21 protein-coding genes and 1 pseudogene are annotated in these 20,226 nt (G+C 61.3%); 8 read left to right on the plus strand and 14 right to left on the minus strand.

Annotated elements, in window-relative coordinates; translation table 11 throughout:
• Positions 1-8: 8 nt before the first annotated feature.
• Together AC1DIJ_RS00665 and AC1DIJ_RS00670 are read right to left on the minus strand one after the other, a co-directional pair.
• Positions 9-866, minus strand: a complete 858-nt coding sequence (locus AC1DIJ_RS00665; RefSeq protein ID WP_112388419.1) for a sugar phosphate isomerase/epimerase family protein — start codon at positions 864-866, stop codon at positions 9-11.
• A 39-nt stretch (positions 867-905) separates the two neighbouring features.
• On the minus strand, positions 906-2,273 hold the full coding sequence (locus AC1DIJ_RS00670; RefSeq protein ID WP_112388420.1) for an amidase: 1,368 nt from the start codon (positions 2,271-2,273) through the stop codon (positions 906-908).
• A gap of 234 nt (positions 2,274-2,507) precedes the next feature.
• Between AC1DIJ_RS00670 and AC1DIJ_RS00675 the strand changes: the two genes are divergently transcribed.
• Entirely contained in the window at positions 2,508-2,783 is a 276-nt protein-coding gene (locus AC1DIJ_RS00675) for a hypothetical protein (protein ID WP_112388421.1), read from the plus strand.
• A 59-nt stretch (positions 2,784-2,842) separates the two neighbouring features.
• Positions 2,843-3,280: a DUF1810 domain-containing protein gene (locus AC1DIJ_RS00680; RefSeq protein WP_112388422.1), complete on the plus strand. Its 438-nt coding sequence runs from the start codon at positions 2,843-2,845 to the stop codon at positions 3,278-3,280.
• Here AC1DIJ_RS00680 and AC1DIJ_RS00685 read toward each other — a convergent pair.
• Both AC1DIJ_RS00685 and AC1DIJ_RS00690 read right to left on the minus strand, forming a co-directional pair.
• Positions 3,277-3,465, minus strand: a complete 189-nt coding sequence (locus tag AC1DIJ_RS00685; protein WP_112388423.1) for a hypothetical protein — start codon at positions 3,463-3,465, stop codon at positions 3,277-3,279. The genes AC1DIJ_RS00680 and AC1DIJ_RS00685 overlap by 4 nt on opposite strands.
• A 72-nt stretch (positions 3,466-3,537) precedes the next feature.
• A complete protein-coding gene (locus AC1DIJ_RS00690; RefSeq protein WP_112388424.1) occupies positions 3,538-4,161 on the minus strand; it encodes a TetR/AcrR family transcriptional regulator in 624 nt (207 codons plus the stop codon).
• Between the two features lie 127 nt (positions 4,162-4,288).
• On the opposite strand from AC1DIJ_RS00690, the gene AC1DIJ_RS00695 reads away from it, so the two are divergent.
• From AC1DIJ_RS00695 to AC1DIJ_RS00710, 4 genes and pseudogenes are all read left to right on the plus strand, one after another.
• Entirely contained in the window at positions 4,289-4,507 is a 219-nt protein-coding gene (locus tag AC1DIJ_RS00695; protein WP_112388425.1) for a hypothetical protein, read from the plus strand.
• 133 nt (positions 4,508-4,640) lie between these two features.
• Positions 4,641-4,883 (plus strand): type II toxin-antitoxin system Phd/YefM family antitoxin, encoded by a 243-nt coding sequence (locus AC1DIJ_RS00700; protein WP_112388426.1) that lies wholly within the window; start codon positions 4,641-4,643, stop codon positions 4,881-4,883.
• Positions 4,884-5,069 (plus strand): annotated as a pseudogene (locus AC1DIJ_RS00705) (PIN domain-containing protein); the annotation flags it as partial.
• Positions 5,070-5,187: 118 nt separating this feature from the next.
• Entirely contained in the window at positions 5,188-5,310 is a 123-nt protein-coding gene (locus tag AC1DIJ_RS00710) for a PIN domain-containing protein (RefSeq protein ID WP_477831182.1), read from the plus strand.
• On the opposite strand, the gene AC1DIJ_RS00715 is transcribed toward AC1DIJ_RS00710, so the two are convergent.
• Together AC1DIJ_RS00715 and AC1DIJ_RS00720 are read right to left on the minus strand one after the other, a co-directional pair.
• Positions 5,307-7,139, minus strand: coding sequence for an ABC transporter ATP-binding protein (locus tag AC1DIJ_RS00715; RefSeq protein WP_112388428.1), 1,833 nt, complete (start codon positions 7,137-7,139; stop codon positions 5,307-5,309). The two genes, AC1DIJ_RS00710 and AC1DIJ_RS00715, sit on opposite strands and share 4 nt — an antisense overlap.
• A 178-nt stretch (positions 7,140-7,317) precedes the next feature.
• Positions 7,318-8,514, minus strand: a complete 1,197-nt coding sequence (locus tag AC1DIJ_RS00720) for an aminotransferase class V-fold PLP-dependent enzyme (RefSeq protein ID WP_112388429.1) — start codon at positions 8,512-8,514, stop codon at positions 7,318-7,320.
• A gap of 105 nt (positions 8,515-8,619) precedes the next feature.
• On the opposite strand from AC1DIJ_RS00720, the gene AC1DIJ_RS00725 reads away from it, so the two are divergent.
• Complete coding sequence (locus AC1DIJ_RS00725; RefSeq protein ID WP_112388430.1) at positions 8,620-9,462, plus strand: IclR family transcriptional regulator; 843 nt, start codon at positions 8,620-8,622, stop codon at positions 9,460-9,462.
• Between the two features lie 9 nt (positions 9,463-9,471).
• Here the strand turns inward: AC1DIJ_RS00725 and AC1DIJ_RS00730 are convergent, their stop codons facing one another.
• The 6 genes from AC1DIJ_RS00730 to AC1DIJ_RS00755 form a co-directional block, all read right to left on the minus strand.
• Positions 9,472-9,984: a RidA family protein gene (locus tag AC1DIJ_RS00730; protein WP_112388431.1), complete on the minus strand. Its 513-nt coding sequence runs from the start codon at positions 9,982-9,984 to the stop codon at positions 9,472-9,474.
• A 19-nt stretch (positions 9,985-10,003) separates the two neighbouring features.
• The gene (locus tag AC1DIJ_RS00735) at positions 10,004-11,212 is read right to left on the minus strand and encodes an amidohydrolase/deacetylase family metallohydrolase (RefSeq protein WP_112388432.1); all 1,209 of its coding nucleotides are present in this window, start codon (positions 11,210-11,212) and stop codon (positions 10,004-10,006) included.
• A complete protein-coding gene (locus AC1DIJ_RS00740) occupies positions 11,213-12,082 on the minus strand; it encodes an ABC transporter permease (protein WP_112388433.1) in 870 nt (289 codons plus the stop codon).
• Positions 12,082-13,023, minus strand: a complete 942-nt coding sequence (locus tag AC1DIJ_RS00745; RefSeq protein ID WP_162698694.1) for an ABC transporter permease — start codon at positions 13,021-13,023, stop codon at positions 12,082-12,084. Before AC1DIJ_RS00745 ends, AC1DIJ_RS00740 begins: the two co-directional genes overlap by 1 nt.
• 225 nt (positions 13,024-13,248) lie before the next feature.
• Positions 13,249-14,775, minus strand: a complete 1,527-nt coding sequence (locus AC1DIJ_RS00750) for an ABC transporter substrate-binding protein (protein WP_112388435.1) — start codon at positions 14,773-14,775, stop codon at positions 13,249-13,251.
• Between the two features lie 162 nt (positions 14,776-14,937).
• Positions 14,938-15,813: a sigma-70 family RNA polymerase sigma factor gene (locus AC1DIJ_RS00755; RefSeq protein ID WP_112388436.1), complete on the minus strand. Its 876-nt coding sequence runs from the start codon at positions 15,811-15,813 to the stop codon at positions 14,938-14,940.
• 114 nt (positions 15,814-15,927) lie between these two features.
• On the opposite strand from AC1DIJ_RS00755, the gene AC1DIJ_RS00760 reads away from it, so the two are divergent.
• Positions 15,928-16,386, plus strand: coding sequence for a carboxymuconolactone decarboxylase family protein (locus AC1DIJ_RS00760; RefSeq protein ID WP_112388437.1), 459 nt, complete (start codon positions 15,928-15,930; stop codon positions 16,384-16,386).
• A 50-nt stretch (positions 16,387-16,436) separates the two neighbouring features.
• Here AC1DIJ_RS00760 and rhaI read toward each other — a convergent pair whose 3' ends face one another.
• Both rhaI and AC1DIJ_RS00770 read right to left on the minus strand, forming a co-directional pair.
• On the minus strand, positions 16,437-17,729 hold the full coding sequence (gene rhaI, locus AC1DIJ_RS00765; protein ID WP_112388438.1) for an L-rhamnose catabolism isomerase: 1,293 nt from the start codon (positions 17,727-17,729) through the stop codon (positions 16,437-16,439).
• Between the two features lie 229 nt (positions 17,730-17,958).
• Positions 17,959-20,055, minus strand: a complete 2,097-nt coding sequence (locus tag AC1DIJ_RS00770) for a bifunctional rhamnulose-1-phosphate aldolase/short-chain dehydrogenase (RefSeq protein ID WP_112388439.1) — start codon at positions 20,053-20,055, stop codon at positions 17,959-17,961.
• Positions 20,056-20,226: the final 171 nt, after the last annotated feature.

Genomic DNA, 20,226 nt, shown 5'->3' on the forward strand with positions numbered 1-20,226 from the left:
CTTGCATTTCAAGCGATTGCGCGTTGGCGCGTGTCCAAGAAGTCCTCGATGAAGGCCTTCTGCAAAAGGATGCCATCCCACTCGTCCGCGAAGAAGGGCGAGTCATAGATCAGCGTGAACGGCCCGGTGTAACCCGCCGATCGGCTGGCCTCCAGGCATTTGCGATAGTCGTCCGAGTCGAGCCCGGAGGCATTGTAATCGGCCTTGGCGTGGCAAAGCTCGGCGCGGCCCATGATATCGGCGAGACCGGCATATTTCGCAGGCGCCGCCCAGTTGCCGAGGTCGCCGTTGAGCCCGATCTTGCCGTCGAGACCGTCGAGCAGCCAGTTCATCTCTTTGGGTGCCGGCAGCAGGTCGAACCAATTCTCGACAACGATGCGAACACCGCTTCCGTCAGCCTGCGCGGCCAGCCATTTCAGTTTCGTCAGCGCCCGCTGCAGGTTTTCTTCCGACGGCTTCTGCTTGCCGGCGATGACGCGCATATTTTCGGCGCCGAGCGCCTTGGCGATTTCGATCCAGCCGGCCATCCAGCGGATATCGCGCTCGCTGTTTTCAGGATGGCTCGGATCGCCGTCTTCGACGAGCAGCGTCTGGAACAGGATACCCGACGCCTTCATCGCCGCGCGAAACTCGGCCAGGTAGGCCGGATCGAGGCTCGGCAGATGGAAGGAGCAGACTTCGATGCAATGGATGCCGCGCTCGGCAAGCTGCTTCGGCAGTTCTATCAGCGATGCCCCGCCTGCCCCGTACGGCTCCTGGCGCGCAGCGCTCTTTGCCGGATCCGGGCTGTAGGGATAGGTCGGCCCCAAAAGGCGGTGCAGTGACCAGGTGGAGACCGCGAAGCGGCCGTTCGGCAGTGACGTCATTATCTTACTCCTCCGATTTCAGATAATTTTCGGGCCCGCTCAGAACCCCTCCTGCACCGCCGGCTCGATCGCGAGCGCCGCCGAAAGCAGCGCTTCGTCGCAGTTGGCAGGCGCTGACAGCAGGAAGCCGACCGGCATATCCGCATCGCCGCGGCCGCAGGGCATCGAGACGCCGCACCAGTCGAGGAAATTGCCGATGAGCGTGTTGCGCAAGGTCTTGCCGTTGACGGCGATGAAGAGCTCGTCATCCGCTTCCAGCGGCGCGATCGGCGGCGCGACGTGGGCGACTGCCGGGAAGGCGAGCAACCGGCCAGCGATCAGCGCCTCGCTCTCGGCGATCATCCGGCGGCGTTCAGCCAGAATGGCGATATAATCGGCAGTGGTCGTGCGCTCGCCGAGCCGGGTGCGCATGACGACGCGATGGTCCATCCGCGCCGCTTCCGGCCCCGCCAGACGCTCGCGGTGCAGGGCAAAGGCTTCTGCGGTGACAAGCGCACCGTATCTTGCCATCAACGCGAAAATCTCGTCGAAGACTGGCATCTTGATGCGCGTAAAGCGGACGCCCTTGCGGCTCAGCCGCTCGACTGTGGCTTCGAAGGTGGCGACAACACCGGGCTCGGCACCGTCGAATACAACATTCTCGGGAATGACGACTTCAAGACCTTCGATCGGGCGCCGGGTGATCTCGGACGAAGTCCGGCCGCGCATTGCTGCGTCCACCCACACGGCATCCTGCACTGTGCGACAGAGCGGACCAAGCGAATCCAGATTTCCGGACAATGGGAAGACCCCGCCCATGGCGTGACGGCCGTGGGTTGCCTTGTAGCCGGTGATGCCGTTCAACGCCGCCGGAATACGCACCGATCCACCGGTATCGGTGCCCATGGCAACCGGCACGAGGCCCGCGGCGACGGCAGCGCCCGCACCCGAAGACGAGCCGCCCGGAATGCGCGGCTGGTCCTTGCCGTGCGGGTTGTGCGGCGTGCCGTAGTGCGGATTGATGCCGAGGCCAGAGAAAGCGAATTCGCTCATATTGGTGCGGCCGACGGCGATCATCCCGGCCTGCTTCAGCGCCGTGACGATAGCCGCATCACTCTTTGCCGCCGGCGCATCGGACAGAACGGTCGAGCCCGCCGTCGTCGGGATGCCCTCGATATCGAAGAGATCCTTCCAGGCAATCGGTATGCCATCGAGCACGCCGAGCGACCGGCCCTGCCTCAGGCGCTCGGCCGATGCCTTGGCTTCCGAAAGGGCGCGATCCTCGGTCAGTTCGAGGAAAATCGTCTGATCCGGATAGGATGTGATACCGGCAAGGATCGATTCCGTCACTGCGACAGGATCCGCTTCACCGCTTTGAATAAGGACAGAAAGCTGCGCAATGGACATCGCGCCATATGATTTGGTCATGGAAAAAATCCGCAATCTCTGCTGGGTCAAAGAACTATCGCGGATCGCCGATCATCGCCAGTACCGGATTGGGCAATAACGTCTATTGATACCATTTTCTGAACACAGCGTTTGCTGAGCGACGGCTTAAATTCAATGAGGCGGCTACATAAATGTGTGGCGCACGCGGGCTCCCACCCGCTGTGAGCGGTTAGCTCATGGCAGGTCTCGCGGCGATACTCGGAGTTTCATGCCATGACCAATTTTGACAGTTTTAGCGCCGGCGACGGCGAGCAGGATTATGCCGAACATGTGAAGGCCCAGAGGCTTTCAGGCATTGAGCGGCTCGTAGTCGTATCAGCGATCGCGCTTCTTGCGATCGTCGGCCTCACCGGCCACTTCACCACGCCTGTCGCAACCGATCCCGTGACGACCTCGGCAATTGCCGCGCCCGTCACCGCTGTTCCGCACCCCCACCACCATCTGGATGCGTGCCGCGAATATAGCCCCTACGCCGAAAGGGGCTGCTGACGGCAGCATGATGGAAATCCACGCAGCCTCCCATATGTTCCCCGCAAGGGAGGCGCCCCATGTCCAGTGACCTGAACTACGATCTCGATCGTTTCATCGACGCACAAAACGGCATTTATGGCCAGGCTCTGTCCGAGCTGAAGGCAGGCCGCAAGCGATCGCACTGGATGTGGTTCATCTTTCCGCAGATCGCAGGACTTGGAACTTCATCGATGGCGGAGAAATACGCCATCCGCTCTGCCGAGGAAGCTGCCGCCTATCTCGCCGATCCGATCCTTGGAACCAGGTTGCTTCGCTGCGTCGATGCGATGCTGGCGGTGGATGGCCGGAGCGCTCATGACATTCTCGGGTCGCCGGATGATCTGAAGTTCCGCTCGTCGCTCACGCTGTTTGCCGCGATCAGCGACCACGGCTCGCCCTTTCACCGGGCGATCGACAAATATTACGAGGGAGAATTCGACAGGCGGACTGTCGAGCTTCTGGACGCTGCAAGTTAGCCGCCCGGCGAATGTTCCAGATTGTCGATTTCCTGGGTGACTTCGCTGAGGCGCTGCCGCAGATCTGCTTCGGTACCGTCTTCTATCTCCTCGTCGCCGAAGCAGTCGCGTGCCTCGTGCAACTCAAGCTTGGCTTCAAGCTCGGCGCGCTTGGCATAGAGACGATGGAGATAGGTGTAGTTCATATCACTGCCACGGGTTCTTCCTGACCAGGAAGGTAACGCCTCGCCGCCGCGGAGGTTCCACGGCGGTGTGCTTCAGCAATAGGAGGCGACGGCAGCACTTGCCGCTTTGGCGAAATGGCTGCAGCAGCCATCGCTGCCCATCGACTGACGCGTCACGCGCGCACCTTCGAGAAGCAGAGTGAGCGTATCGGCCAAAAGCTGCGGCTCGCTGGCGCCGGCTGCGGCGCAAAGCGCGACGAGGCGCTGACGCTGATCGGCCTTGTGGCGCTCAATGACGCCATAGGCCGGATGGCCCTCGCCCTTGAGCTCGATCGCCGCATTGGCAAGATCGCAGCCCGCCGGCTCGCCGTTCAGACAGTGCGCGCGGCCTTCGACCCAGGCATCGAGCTGGGCACGCGGATTACCCGGGTGAGCGGTTTCCAGATCACGCCAGATCTGCTCCGCCTTTTCAGAGGCGCGCCGCAGCGTTTCGCAGATCAGCTCATCCTTGGAGCCGAAATGCCTGTAGAGCGTCATCTTGTTCGTAAGAGCCGCATCGGCAATGGCATCGACGCCGATGCCGCGGATGCCATGCTCGCGGAAAAGCTCCGAGGCCGTCGAGACGATACGCTCCCGCGGAGGGATCTTTTCGTCCGTGATGCCTTGGGCGATTTCAGTCGAAGTTTCTGATTTTTTTGAGGACGAAGTCCTTGACATCGATGTGACCGATCGGTAACAAATGCATTGTTACTTACCGGTAACACCGCCGATCGCGAGAGTCAATGCCGAGAGGGCAGACTGCGGCTGCGGAACACGGGCGACCGCCCACGAAAGGAGGACTACCATGACAAAGGCCATAGATTTGACCATTTCCGAAGCTCTTCGCGACCCGCTGATCGCCATGGTGATGCGCGCCGACGGCGTGAAGCTTGAAGACTTCAAGCAACTCCTGGAGACGGCCGCACGTAAACGCGAGCCGAACACCTCCAAGGTCGGCAATTTCATCAACGCCATCGCCAACCGGGCCTCCGCAAATCCGTCTACGGTTTGCTGCTTCGGTTGACATCCGGGGACCTTCCCTGCCCCCGTGCGAAAGCCGCCGCGATCCCCCACGCGGCGGCTTTCGCTGTTTTATGCGCTTGCCCCTCACCTCTCTCCGGTAATATGACCCTCTCGAGACCCATGAAGGTGCGGCGATGACGCAGGTTAATCTTGAAGACGTGAAGGCGCATTTCAGCGAACTCGTCGAACGCGTCGAGGCAGGCGAAACCGTGCAAATTCTGAAACACGGCAAGCCGGTGGCCGAAATCGTGCCGATCAGGAAACCCAAGACACCGATCGACCTCGAAGCGTTGCGGGCATTGCGCCAAGCGCAGCCGAAGCAGAGCGTCGATTCCGGCACTTTCATCCGCAGCATGCGCAACAGCGAACGGTACTGAATGTTCTATCTCGACACGTCCGTCATTATCGCCGCGCTGGTCAACGACGATTCAAGCGAGCGGGCCAGCGCTTTTTTGTGGGACGCGGTGAACACGAGCCGCGTGGTTGTCAGCGATTGGACGCTGACCGAGTTTTCGTCGGCAATCGCGTTGAAAATCCGCGCCGGGCAGCTGAACAGCCAATATCAGGCCGAGATCCAGCAGGTCTTCGAGGGATTGGTCCACGAGACCTTCGAGCTGGTTTGCCGTCGAAAGACGCCACTTTGCCCTTGCGGCGAAACTTACCGCCCAGCGAAACGTCGACCTGGGGGCCGGCGACGCACTGCACCTGGCTTTGGCCGAGGAAACGCGCGCGCAACTCGTAACGCTGGACCGCCGCCTGGCGGATGCAGGCGCAGCACTCGAAATCCCTGCGCGGCTGATCTAGACCGCCACTAGATGCCCGGGTGACACTTCCCGGTATTCCAGCGGCTTGATCGCGTAATCGACGGGCCGAATGGGGCTCTTGATCTCGTCGTTTGCCACCGCCCGTTTCTCGCTCCTTCTGTCGGGATCGGGCACGGGGACTGCCGCCATCAGCTTTCTCGTGTAGTCGTGCTGCGGATTTCCGAAGACCGCCGCGCGCGGGCCGATCTCGACAATTTCACCGAGATACATGACCGCGACGCGATGGCTGACGCGCTCGACGACGGCCATGTCGTGGGAGATGAACAGGAAGGCGAGGTTCAGGCTCTGCTGCAGATCGAGCATCAGGTTGATGACCTGCGCCTTGATCGAGACGTCGAGAGCCGACACGCTTTCGTCGGCGACGATCACCTTTGGCTCCAGCGCAAGCGCCCGGGCAATGCAGATGCGCTGGCGCTGGCCGCCGGAGAATTCATGCGGGAACCGCGAGGCCATGTCGGGCGTCAACCCGACCTTGGTCAGGAGATCGGCGACGCGCTCCTTTGCCTGCTTTGCCGTTCCCATCTTGTGTTCGAGATAAGGTTCGGCAATCGCATCGCCGACACGGATGCGCGGGTTGAGGCTGGCGAAGGGGTCCTGGAAGATCATCTGCACGATCTTTCGCATCTCGCGCATACCCGACTTGTCGAGCGCCAGCACATCCTTGCCGTCGGCGATGACGGAACCACTCTGCGCTTCGATCAACCGCATGATCGCGCGGCCGGTGGTCGATTTTCCGCAACCGGATTCGCCAACCAGCGACAGCGTCTCGCCGGCATGAAGATCGAAGGAGACGTTTTCAACGGCGTGAACGCGGCCGGTCAGCTTGCCGAAAAGACCGGAGTGAATGTCGAAGCGCTTGGTGAGGTTCTTGACCTCCAGAACCGGACGCGCCGTGGCAGCGACCGTATCTGCGGTCTGCACCGGAATATCGGACTCGCCGGTCGCCGTGTTGACGACCGGAAAGCGCAGCGGCCGCTCATAGTTCTGCATCGAGCCAAGCACCGGCACAGCCGATAGGAGCGCCCGCGTATAGGGATGCTTGCCGCGGTGGAAAATATCGGCGGTCTCGCCGGTTTCCACCTGCTCGCCCCGATACATGACGACGGTACGGTCGGCGATTTCGGCGACGACGCCCATGTCGTGGGTGATGAAGAGGACCGACGTCCCCTGCTCTTCCTGCAGCATCTTGATCAGGTCGAGGATCTGGCCCTGGATTGTCACGTCGAGTGCTGTCGTCGGCTCGTCGGCGATCAAGAGCTTCGGCCGCGAGGCGAGCGCCATGGCGATCATCACGCGCTGGCGCATGCCGCCGGAGAACCGGTGCGGATATTCGTCGAAACGCGAGGCCGCGGAGGGAATGCGCACTTTCTCCAGAAGACGTATCGTCTCGGCGCGGGCATCCGCCTTCGACATCGACCTGTGGCAGAGCAGCGCCTCGGAAATCTGGTCGCCGATGGTGAAGAGCGGGTTGAGGCTCGTCATCGGCTCTTGGAAGATCATCGCGACGTCATTGCCGCGAACCTTGCGCATATCCTCTTCGGGAAGAGCAAGGAGATCACGCCCGCCAAGCATGATCTTGCCTTCGATACGGCTCGAATCCGCCTGCAGCAACCGCATGATCGACAGCGAGGTAACGCTCTTGCCGGAACCGCTTTCGCCGACGATAGCCACCGTCTCGCCGGGCGCGACATCGAAGGAAACCTCGCGAACCACGGGCTTCCAGGCGCCATCGACCAGAAACGATGTCGTCAGGTTACGGACGGAGAGGACCGGATCAATGGCCTGTCTTTTCTGAGCTTCCGCGATCATGGTCGTCCCCTTCGTTTCAGTTGCGTCCGGCAGTGCTCGGCGCTGCGGCAGCCGTAACCCTCCCCCTTGTGGGGAGGGTTACGGCAGGCGGGAGGGGTTTGTGTAAGATCCCCTCCCCAACCCCTCCCCACAAGGGGGAGGGCTTCACGCACTGCTTCATTCTCTGGGCAATCGGCCCTTAGTCAGGCCAGCGAAGCGCGCCGTCGAAGCGGTGCTTGCTGCGGTTTTCGATCGGCGTCGCGATGATCTCGTTGGAGCCACGCGCCTTGTCGAGTTCCTCGCCCAGACGGCTGGCGACGATCTTTTCCTGGCCCGGATGCAGGTTGCACGGATCGAGATAGAAATAGTGATGCTCGACTTCGTGATCGCGCACGATGATCGGCGGCGTGCCGCGGGCGAGCGCGTCAGCCAGATCCCAGGCGGTGATGTGCGCCTCGTCGGCCTTGACGATCACGCGCATGCGGTCGAGCGGATTGTTGGTCGGATCAGGCTCGATCAGCGCGGTCACGCCCGGACGTCCCTCCAGCTTCTCCTTCCAGAGATTGAGATAGCTGGTTTCCCGCTCGCGAATGCCGGCGTGATCGCGCTTTTCCCAGGCTTCCAAGGCCGCCATGACGCCGAAGATGCTTTCCTTGCCGACCTTCATGCCGCGGCCGATGCCCATGTTCTGCAGGAAGGCGTTGCGGACCAGCTCCTTCTTTCCGGCGACGATGCCCGAGGTCGGGCCGCCCAGGAACTTGTGGCCGGAATAGAGCGCAATATCTGCCCCCTGCTCAAGGAAGATCTTCAGGTCATATTCCGAGGCCGCGTCGACGATGACGGGCACGCCCTTGGCGTGAGCGATCTCGACGAATTCCTTTAGGTTCAGCAGACCGTAATCGACGACGTGGTGCGAGACGACATAGACGGCGGCGGCTGTCTTTTCGGTGATCGCATTTTCCATATGGAAGCGATGCGTCGAGGTCGCCTGTCCCACGAACACGACCTTGCCGCCGGCAAGACGGATCGCCTGATCGACAGGCGCGCCATAGCTGACGACGTGGCCCATCTGCACGAGCACTTCGTTCTTTTCCGTCGTCACCTCAGGCAGCTTCTCGATCGCCAGCAGATTGTTTCCGGTGATGGTGCCTGCGACAGCCAGCGAGATACCTGCCGAGCAGGATGCAGTGACGAAGCCCGCCTCGCCGCCCGTCAGCCGGGCGATGACGGCGCTTGCCTTGCGCTGCAGGTCGTTGACCTCGACGAACTGCGGCAGGATCGCCGACATGGCGGCAATTGCCTCGGGAACGACGATCGACGCGCCGAGGCTGGTCATGGTGCCGGAAACATTGATGACCGGGCGAAGGCCGATCGACGTGCGGATGTCATCAGACATTTGTATCTCCAATTTCGGTGGCCGCTGCGTGAGGGGTGTTGCGATTTGCCTCAGTGACGGCTATGCCATAGTAATGTAATAAACTCGCATATTCAGACGAGGAGCGTGCAATTGGACGGCAAGACATCATCGGCAGTTTACTCCGAAGACGGCGTCTCTGTGGAAGAGGCGGACGGCGGCAAGACTGCGCGCCGTTCGCGCGTAAGCGGTATCGACCGTGCTCTGCAGGTCATTGATTATCTTTACGAAACCGCGTCTCCAGCCGGTGTCTACGCGATCGCGAAGGCCGTCAAGGCGCCGCTCTCCACCGTCTATGTGATCGTCGATGATCTGGTCGAGAAGAACATGCTGTCGCGCAATACGGACGGCTCGGTCTGGCTCGGCTCCCGGCTTTACCACTATGGTCTTGCCTATGCCCGCTCGTTGGATTTCATGAGCGTCGCCACCCATGAAATGCACGACCTCTGCCGCGAGGCGGACGAGACCGTTCAGGTCTGCGGCCGCGACGGCGACTATATGCTGGTGCTTGCCATGGCCGATGGTCCGAGCCATTTCCAGGTCGCGTCCCGCGTCGGAACCCGCGTGCCATTGAACTGGACGGCCTCCGGCCGCCTGCTCGTCGGGCACCTGCCGGAGCCGGAACGCGTCGATCTGTTCAAACGATGCGCCAAGACCTCGCCGACCGGCCGGGCGGAAATGGACGCCGAGGTGCTGTCGAGTTCGGCAGGCGCAGCTTTCCAGTCGCGCCTTTCGATCCAGGCTGGCGAATCCGACTATGCGGTCGCCTGCATCGCCTCGCCGATCTGCGATCGCGACGGCCAGTGCGTTGCCACCATCTCCATCGTCCTTCCCGAGCAGAAGGCCTTTTCGGACGAGAACCGCTACACGGCGCATGTGCGCGCGTCGGCGGAACGCATCGAAAAGATTATGGGCTGGCGCAACCACTGACATTCTCCTCTAGTCGCGCAAGGCGACGATCGCTTCGATCTCGACGGTGATGTTTCCCGGCAACGAGCCGAAACCCACCGCCGAGCGGGCGTGCTGTCCGCGCTCTTCGCCGAAGACATCGATGAAGAGATCGGAGCAGCCGTTGATGACACTCGGATGATCAAGGAAATCAGGCACCGCATTGACCATGCCGAGCAGCTTGACGACGCGCTTGACGCGCGACAGATCGCCGAGTGCATCCTGCATGACGGACAGCAGGTTGATGCCGGTCAGCCGTGCATGCTTGTAGGCATCCTCGACGCTGACGGAGGCGCCGACCTTGCCGGAATGCAGGAAGCCATCGGCCTCCCGCGGCCCCTGGCCGGACAGGTAGAGAATATTGCCTTCGATGACATGCGTCACGAAATTGGCGATCGGCGGCGGCGCCGGCGGCAGGGTGATGCCAAGCGCCGCCAGCCTCTCCTGAGGCGAACCGGATAGTTTGGCGGTGGTTGGAGACGTGTTCACGTAAGCTCCTGTCATGCGATTTCTATCTTCTTTCTTACCGGTAGGAATAGCCGTGGCTGTGACGCACGAGCTTGCGGGCACGCGGGATATAGCGGCTCGCCGTGATCGCCTCGCTGCCGATGACGGCGTAGCGAGGCTCGAAAAGTTTGTTGAGTACCGATACGTCGCCGTTGGAATCGGTCGCTTCGATATCGGAATCGATCAGGTCGAAGATGGTGAAGTCGGCGCGCTGGCCGACAGCCAGGCGATCTTCCATCGACAGCTTGATGACCGAGGCCGGGGCATGGGTGACGGCTTCCACGACCTTGTCGAACGGCATGCCGACCGACAGCAGCTTCGACATCGTCGTCGCCAGATCCCAGACCGGGAAGTTCATCGAATGGCCATGCAGGTCGGTCGAGATCGAAAACGGCAGCAGCCCGCGATTGATCGCCGCTTCCGCCACCTTGAAGGAGAAGGAGGCGCCACCATGGCCGATGTCGAGGCGGATGCCCTCGCCTGCGCAACGTTCCGCGAGATTGAAGAGATCCTCGTCTTCCATGATGCTGGAGCCCGCCTTGCCGTTGAAGCAGTGGGTGACGACGTCGCCAGGACCGAGGATTTCTAGCACTTCGTCATAGAGTGCCGGCGGCTCGCCGACATGCACCATCATCGGGATCTTCAGGATTTTGGAGATCTTCTTGCCGAGCTTGACCGGGGTCACACCCCAGGAGCCGGTGATGACGTGGCTGGCACGCACCTTAAGGCCGACGATGTGTTCGCTGTTTTCGGCATAGCACTCGAGAATGCGATCGAGATCGATATCCCTGATATCACGCAGCTCCGCAACGCGGTTACAGGCGACGAGACCGATCGAGCCGAGATTCAGGAAGGCCTTGATCCGCTCTTTCGACGGCTCGATGATATATTCGCGGAAGCCGTGGAAGTTGGCTTCACCGGCGGATCCTGCATCGACAAGCGTCGTGACGCCACGCTCGGCGCCGCATTCGGATGGGCGGATCGAGATATCGGTGCCGCCGTGCCAGATATGGACGTGCAGGTCCACCCAGCCGGGAGAGATCCAGGCGCCCTTGCCATCGACGCGCGTCACGTCCTCGGAGACAGCGAGCTGAGGGCCGATCTTGGCAATCTTGCCGTCGGCATCGACGAGGATATCGACGGCGCCTGCAGGCGTTCCGGCACCGAAAGCCATCGGCTTCACATTGGTGAGGAGGAGCGGCTTGCCCGCTTTTTCACCGGTCATTTACAGGTCCTTTCGAAGTTTTGGATCAAGCATGTCGCGCAGACCGTCACCGACCATCTGGAGCGAGAGCACGGAGAGAATGATGGCGACACCCGGAAACAGCGTCATCCAGTCGGCCTGGCCAATATACTGGCGGCCAGCGGCGATCATCGTGCCCCAGGTCGGAATTTCAGGGCTGACGCCGAGGCCGAGGAAGGAGAGACCGGCTTCGGCCAGCATGGCGCTGGCAAACAGGAAGGTCGCCTGTACCATGATCGGCGACAGCAGGTTGCGCAGCACATGGCGGGTCATGATGTGGAAGGTCGAAATGCCGAGCGCTTGCGCCGCCTCGACATAAGGCAGCTCGCGGATGACAAGCGTCGAGGCGCGAACGATACGGGCAAGACGCGGTGCATAGACGATCGACAACGCGATGATCACTGTCGTCAGAGACGGACCGAGCGCGGCGACGAGCGCGATCGCCAGCAGGATATCCGGAAAGGCCATCATCGCGTCGATCAGGCGGGCAATCGGCGTGTCGAGCTTCTTGAAGAAGCCGGCAAGCAGGCCCAGCGTCACGCCGATCACCGATGACAGCGCCACGACCGCGACACCGACCAGCAGCGACAGCCTGCCGGCATAGATCGTGCGCGACAGCACATCACGGCCGAACTCGTCGGTGCCGAAGAAGTAGGTTCCGCTCGGCGGCTTCAGCCGGTTGACGATCGACAGCTTCGACGGCGAGTAAGGCGCGACCCAAGGGGCCAGGACTGCCAGCAGCACGAAGATGACGAGGATGACGAGGCCGAAGGCAACCGTCTTGCGTCTCAGCAGACGGCGGATGAACTTGCGGTTTTCGCTTTCCGCGGGCTTGATTGCGATATCCGTCATCAGTAGCGCACCCTCGGATCGACGAGCAGATAGAGCATGTCGATCGCAAAATTGATCAGGACGTAGAGTGCCGCGATCACCAGCAGCGCTCCCTGGATAACCGGATAATCACGGCGGAGAACGGCCGAGACGACGAGATTGCCGACACCGGGAAGGCCAAAGACTGTCTCGGTAACAACGGCGCCGGAGATCAGCACAGCCGCGGTCAGGCCGAGAACCGTCAGGATCGGAATCAGCGCATTCTTCAGCGCATGCTTGAGGATCACCTTGCGCTCGACCAACCCCTTGGCGCGGGCCGTGCGGATATAGTCGTCACCCAGCACGTCGAGCATCGAGGCACGGGTGAAGCGAAGGATCAGCGCCGACGAGACGATGCCGAGCGCGAAAGCGGGCAGGGTCAGGTGATACATGCGGTCGAGAAATGTCGAGCCGGGCCCGCCATAGCCCGACACCGGGAACATCCCGAAGCGGACAGCGAAAACCTGCATCAGAATGAGGCCCAGCCAGAAGCTCGGAATGCTGGCGGCGAACATCGCCAGTGTCGTTGCCGCCTGGTCGACGAACGAGCCGCGCCGGTAGGCGGCGTAGATGCCGATCGGCAGCGCGATCAGGCTGGCGATCGCGAGCGAGAAGATCGTCAGGAAGAAGGTCGGTTCGGCACGGTCGAGCAGCGCCGATGTGACCGGCATGTTGAGGAAGATCGACTGGCCGAGATCGCCCTTCAACAGCTGGCCGATATAATAGATGTATTGCACCACGAGAGACCGGTCGAGGCCGAGGCTGGCGCGCAGATCGGCAATGTCCTGCGGCGTCGCATCGGGGCCGAGCATCACGGCCGCCGGATCACCCGGCGTGACGCGCACGATGACGAAGACGATCGTGACGACGAGAAACATCACGACGATCATGCCCGCAAGGCGCTGGAGAATGTAGCGTATCATTGAGGCATGCACCCCGCACACGGTTGGAAGTAGACGGCGGCAACAATCACTCCCTCATTCCTGTGCTCGTCAAAGGAATCCAGCGCGCCCAAGTCCTTGGGCGCAGAAGACCCTGTGACGCAATTCAGGTCATTCACGGCGCAGACGCGCCGTGGCTGGATCCCTGTGACGAGCACAGGGATGAGGGGGTGGGGAGCAGCAGCCGCCATCATCAGAGGCCCGCGATTACTTCTTGACGGACGCGTTCCAGAAGTAGGGCCACGGAGCCGGATCGACGCCTTCGAGTTTGGTCGACTTCGCCGAGACGGCGTTGAAGTCGCCGATCTTCATGTAGGGAAGCTCGTCATACATCGCCTTCTGGACATCGGCCCAGAGCGCGATGCGCTTCTGCGGATCGACTTCCGAGGTGAAGGCATCGACGGTCGTCTTGCGCGCCGGCGTATCCCACCAGCCGGGCGAGCTCGGCGACAGCGAACCGATCAGCGCGGGTTCCGGCAAGAACGGGCTATGGGTGATGTAGATGTCCCAAAGCTTGGAGTCCGTGCGGCGCTGCGTCAGCGTTGCCCAATCGACGACCTGCAGGTCGACGGTGAAGCCGGCAAGCTTCAGATACTCGGCGGCGACCTGCGCCATCTTGTAGTGGAATTCGTACTGGCGGCTGGTGAGGATGCGGATCGGCTCACCATTGTAGCCAGCCTTTTTCGCAGCCGTTGCAGCGCCTTCGGGATCCGCGACGTTATAATTGCCCTCGACGCCGGCATCGGTGTTCCAGGCAAACGGCTTCGGGTAGATATCGCCGTCGAGCGTGTAGAAATCCGTGCTGCCGAAGGCTGCCGCCAGCATGTCTTCCATGCTGAGCGCCTGACGGATCGCCTTGCGGACCTCGACATTCTTGGCAACGCCCTCCTTGGTGTTGAAGACGAAGACCGGATAGCCGAAGGGCTTCAGGATGACCGGCTGCGAGGCGCTCGATGCCTTCAGCTTGTCGAAGGATTCGACCGGGATGGAATCGACATAATCATACTGGCCGGAGACCGCAGCCTCGACGCGGGTATTGGCATCGGGAACCGGCACGAAGCGGATTTCGTCGAGATACTGGTGGCGCGCACCACCATAACCGTCGCTCTCGCCATCGCGCGACTTGTAGCCGTCGAAGCGCACGAGCTGGATATACTGGTCGGCCTTGCGCTCCTTGAGCATGTAGGGGCCGGTACCGATGAATTCCTTCATCGGCTCGTCCTGCTTTTCGGACGGAATGATGATCGCGGCGGAATTGTTGAAGGCGAGCAGCGAGGTCAGCGGCGCATAGGGCTGCTTGAGCACGATCTTCACGGTCGCCGGATCGACGGCAGTGATCGAATCGATGAAGCCGACGACCTGCTTGCCGCGCGAAGCGATCTTCGTCCAGCGATTGAGCGAGGCGACGACGTCGTCGGACGTCATGTCGGTATTGTCGTGGAACTTGATGCCGGTGCGCAGCTTGATCGTGTAGGTCTTACCGTCGGCGCTGATCTCCGGCAGGCTTTCGGCCAGAAGCGGCGTAACGTTCCACTTCTTGTCGAAGGTGTAGAGCGTCTCGAAAATGTGTTGCGTGACGATGCCGACGAGATCGGCGGTGGAGGACATCGGATCAAGCGTCGGCGGTTCGCCGATCGTGGCGACGTTGATGACGCCACCCTTTTCCTGAGCCATCAATGTCGTCGGCAGTGCGACCAGCGCGGTGCCAAGAAGGAATGCGACTAGAGTCTTCATTTGCATGCTCCCGGTGAATTGTTCCACTATTATGTTATGTCAGGCTTAATAATAGAATATCGGCGGAAGTGGTCCTGTCAACCGGTAAAGTGGCTCTATGAGCAGAAATGAAAAGGCATGCGCAGAGACTGCGCACGCCATCGCCTGCGGAAGACCATATGCCTAATGATGGAACGGCGTGTATTCGAGGCGCTGAAGATGATCTGCATCGGCAATGGCCTCGATGCGCGAGATTCGGTCTCCATCGAAGGCGATGAGTGCCGCAATGCGCAGCTCGCCCTGGATATGAACGATGAAGCCAAACCCATCGTCGATGAAGGCACCCTGGGCGCCGCGCGCGCGCCCGTTGAAGGTGGTTGCCACGGCATGCGCGCCGTGTAGCTCACCCGTATCGCCGAGCCGCAAGGCCGCAGCATCCGGCACGAAGGCAACGTCGGGATGCAGAAGCGACAGCAGCGCCTGGAAGTCACCGTTGCGTGATGCCGCCAGGAATGCCGTCACCAGCGTCTTTCGCCGCTCGATATCCGCAGCAGGTATCTCCGGCTTCCCCTGAATCCGCCGCCGCGCCCGGCTCGCAAGCTGCCGCGCCGCCTCGGATGTCCGGCCGATGATTGGCGCGATATCGTCGAAGGGAATGTCGAACATATCGTGCAGCACGAAAGCGACGCGTTCTGCCGGGCCGAGCTGATCGAGGACAACCAGCATGGCAACGCCGACCGAATCGGCAACCAGTGCCTCGCGCTCCGGATCCGCGGATGCCTTGGTGTCTGCTATCGTTTCGTGGACCGGAAGATCGAGCGGCTCTTCACGCCGCGTCTTCTTCGAGCGCAGCATGTCCAGGCAGATGCGGGCAACCACGGTGCGAAGCCAGCCGCCGATATTCGCCACCTCCCCGGCATCCGAGCGGGAAAGCCTCAGCCACGCCTCCTGGACGGCGTCATCCGCCTCGGTGCTCGAGCCGAGCATACGGTAGGCCACTGCCTTCAGATGCGTCCGGTTGGTCTCGAACTGGTCTGCCAGAAATTTCTTCTCGTCCATCTGTCACATCCTCCTCGCGTGTTCCGTCAACACCATGACGAACGGCTGCCGGCCGATGTGACAACGGATGGCAGCGTAATCGTTCAAACCACGAAATCGACAAGGAGACATAACATGCAATCAAGAATGGGAAATCCGGCCGTTGTTCTTCCTGAAGCCATGCAGGCGCTGATGGCGCTGAGCAGCGTCCCGCAAAAAGTCGGGCTGTCGCCGAAGCTGCTGGAACTGGTCAATCTGCGCGCCAGCCAGATCAATGGTTGCGGCGTCTGCGTAGACGGCCATCCGCGCATCGCCCGAAAGCTCGGAGAAACGGACGAGAGGCTCTTCGCCGTCGCGGCCTGGCGCGAAGCGCCGTATTTCTCCCATCAGGAACGCGCAGCTCTGGCACTTACCGAAGCCGTCACACGGCTCAGCGACCGGGCAGACCCTGTGCCGGACGAAATCTGGGACGAGGCCACCCGTCATTTCGACGGCAAGAGCATTGCAGCTCTCGTCATCGCCATTGCCAATATCAATGTCTGGAACCGGCTGAACGTCGCCACCCGGCAGATCGCCGGTGAATGGAAGCCCTGAACGCAAAGGGCCGCTGTTGAGGACAACGGCGGCCCGAAGCCTTGCAAAGCTTAAATTATCCCGCCGCCACCGGCAGCTGAGGCCGGACGCTCGGCCGAGACCTTGTTGCGGTAGCCGCTGGCGCGATAGGTCGCGACCGGATCGATGGCGCCGCCGGCGCGGCGCCGGGCTTCGGCGAGGATCGGCTCGACATCGGCACGGTAGGCGCGCTTCAGCGTTTCGGTCGCCATCAGTGCATCGTTTCCATCCTGGTAACCAGCCAGCGCCTTGCGATCGACGAGCAGCGCCTGCGCATAGGCGCGGCGGATTTCGTTGGCGCTGTTGATCAGGCTTTCGATCGGGTCCGTCACGTTATGCGACTGATCGATCATGTGTGCCGGGTTGAAGTCATTGACGCCACGCTGCTCGGCATCGACAAGCTCGTTGAAGACGAGGAACAGGCGGTAAGGCTCGATCGAGCCGGCGTCGAGATCGTCGTCGCCATATTTCGAGTCGTTGAAATGGAAGCCGCCGAGCTTTCCGAACTGCACCAGACGGGCGACGATCATCTCGATATTGGTGTTCGGCGCGTGGTGGCCAAGGTCGACGAGGCACTGTGCCTTGGGGCCGAGCGTCTGGGCTATCAGGTAGTTTGTGCCCCAGTCCTGCACGATGGTCGAATAGAAGGCCGGCTCGTACATCTTGTGCTCGGAGAACAGCTTCCAGTCGTCAGGCAGAGCCTTGTAGATGTCGGCCATGGAGGCGAGATAGCGCTCGAAGGCCCGGGTGAAATTGCTCTGGCCCGGGAAGTTCGAACCGTCGCCGATCCAGACCGTCAGCGCCTTGGAGCCGATCGCCTTGCCGATTTCGATGCATTCGAGATTGTGCTCGACGGCCTGCGCCCGCGTTGCCGCATCGGTGTGGCTCAGCGAGCCATATTTATAGGAATGCTTCTGGCCGGGCGCATCGGAAAAGGTGTTGGAATTCATCGCGTCGAAGCCGAGGCCGAGTGAATCACCCTTTGCCTTCAGCTCCTTGGCATCCATCTTGTCCCACGGAATGTGCAGAGAAACATTGGGCGTCGCCCGCGTCAATTCGTTGATCACGGAGCAATCTTCGAGCTTGTCGAAGATGCCGCGCGGCTCGCCGGTTCCCGGAAAGCGGGCAAAGCGCGTGCCGCCGGTGCCGACGCCCCAGGAAGGGACGGCGACGAAGAATTCCGAAACGCGGCGCGTGACTGTTTCAATGTCGATGCCGCGGCGGGACAGCGTCGCGCCCAGCGCGTCATAGTCTTCCTTGAGCGCCGCTGCACGCTTGTCGTTTTCCTGCGCGATCACATCCTGCGCGATCTTGAACTCGGCCATGATTTCCTCCCGATCTGCATCGCGGCCTGGAGAGGTCCGCGGCTCTATCCCTCATTCCTGTGCTTGTCACAGGAATCCAGCCACGGCGCGTCTGCGCCGTGAATAACTGACCAATCGCTGAAGCCTCTAGTCTCCCGCGCCCAAGGACTTGGGCGCACTGGATTCCTGTGACAAGCACAGGAATGAGGGAGGAGAGCAAGGCCCCCGCATCATTCCGAAACTACGCCCCTCAGCGCGGGAAGCTCTGGGCGTTACCGGCATCGACATTGATGATGTTGCCGGTGGACTTCGCCGAGAGATCCGACGCCAGGAAGTAGATTGCCTCGGCGATATCCTCAGGGAAGACATTGAGCTTCAGCATCGAACGCTTGCGGTAATGTTCCTCGAGATCATCCACCTCGATCTTCGAGGACGCCGCGCGCTGTTCTCGCCATTCGCCGTTCCAGATCTTCGAGCCGCGCAGAACTGCATCCGGGTTGACCGTGTTGACGCGGATACCGGCTTCTGCCCCTTCGAGCGCCAGGCAGCGGGCCAGATGGATTTCGGCAGCCTTGGCGGTGCAATAGGCAGCCGCGTTCGGCGACGACGCCAAACCGTTCTTCGAAGCGACGAAGACCACGTTACCGCCAAGGTTCTGCTTGCGGAACAGCCGGAAGGCTTCGCGCGACACCAGAAAGTAGCCGGTCGCCAGAATGTCGATATTCTTGTTCCACATCGAAAGCTCGGTGCTTTCGATCGGTGCAGACGAAGCGATACCGGCATTCGAAACCAGGATGTCGACACCGCCGAACTCGACGCAGGATTCGGCGAAGGTCGAGATGACGGCATCTTCCTTGGTCACGTCGAGCTTGACGCTGCGAACGGCGTCAGCACCGAACTTGGCCTTGAAATCGGCTTCCGTCGCTTCGAGCGCGGCCTGATCGATATCGGCAAGCACGACGCAGGCGCCCTCGCCCACCAGACGTGCCGCCGTCGCGCGGCCGATACCGCCGGCGCCGCCGGTGACGAAGGCGACCTTGCCGGCTAGGCTCTTCGGCTTCGGCATGCGCTGCAGCTTGGCTTCCTCGAGCAGCCAGTATTCGATGTCGAAGGCTTCCTGTTCCGGAAGCCCCTGATATTCCGAGACCGTCGAGGCGCCACGCATGACGTTGATGGCGTTGACGTAGAACTCGCTGGCGATACGGGCGGTTGCCTTGTCGCGAGCAAAGGACAGCATGCCGACGCCGGGCACCAGGAAGATCACCGGGTTCGCATCGCGCATGGCGGGCGAATTGTCATGCTTGCAGTCATTGTAATAGCGTGCGTAGTCGGCGCGATATGCTTCCAGCGCCGCGTCCAGACCAGCAATGATCGCATCGACATCAGGCTTTGCCGGATCGAAATCGACGATCAGCGGGCGAATCTTGGTGCGCAGGAAATGATCCGGGCAGCTGGTGCCGAGCGCGCCGAGCGGGCGAAGGCTCTTCGAATTGACAAACTCGAGCACGGCATCCTGATCGTCGAAATGGCCGAGCTTGCGCTCCTGCTTGCCGATGCGGCCGCGAATTTCCGGCATCAGGCGCGCTGCAATCGCGCGGCGTTCGGCGACCGGCAGGCTCTGCGCCGCAGCGCCGCTGAAGATCGTCTTTCCCTCGGTCTTTTCGGCAAACCAGACGATCGCCTTGTTGATGATGTCGAGTGTCAGCTCGTAGCAGGCCTTGGCGTCGTTCGCCCAGGTGAAGAGGCCGTGGCTTTCGAGCACGACGCCCTTGGAATTCGGGTTGGCCTTGACGAAGGCTTCGAGATCAAGACCGAGCTGGAAGCCCGGGCGGCGCCAGGGCAGCCAGCCGATATCGGCGCCGAAGATCTGCTGCGTCAATTCCCTGGAATTCTTGGAAGCGGCAATGGCAATGATCGCGTCGGGATGCATGTGGTCGACATGCGTGAACGGCACGAAGCCATGCAGCGGCGTATCGATCGAGGCGGCACGCGAGTTCAGGTTGAAGGTGCAATGCGGCAGGAAGCTGACCATGCGGTCTTCGTCCGCTGTGCCCTTGTAGATGCCCTTCAGCGAATCCAGCTTGTCCTGGTAAAGCGTGGCGAAGCCATCGAGCTTGATGGTTCCGACGTCGCCGCCGGAGCCCTTGACCCAGAGAACCTTGACCTTTTCGCCGTTCAGCGGATCGGTTTCCATCACCTTCGCGGAGGTGTTGCCACCGCCGTAATTGGTGATGCGCTTGTCGGCGCCGAGGAGGTTGGAGCGGTAGAGCAGCTTGCCGGGCTCATCGAGCTTTGCCGCGTAGCTGTCATCCCAACGGTTATCAAGAAGCCGGACGTTGGCCGCCATGTCATCCTCCCATATGAGTTCTTTTGCGCGGAGCAATCCACGCCCTTGTCGTGACCGATATCGCTCATGAAAATGCGCGTTGTCAATCGAAAACGATCAAAAACAATTATTGTGCAGCGCAATATGAAAATTCTTGATCGTTTTTGATTGACAGCTTTTAACCGATACGAA

The sequence above is a fragment of the Rhizobium sp. 10N427 genome (assembly GCF_056394605.1).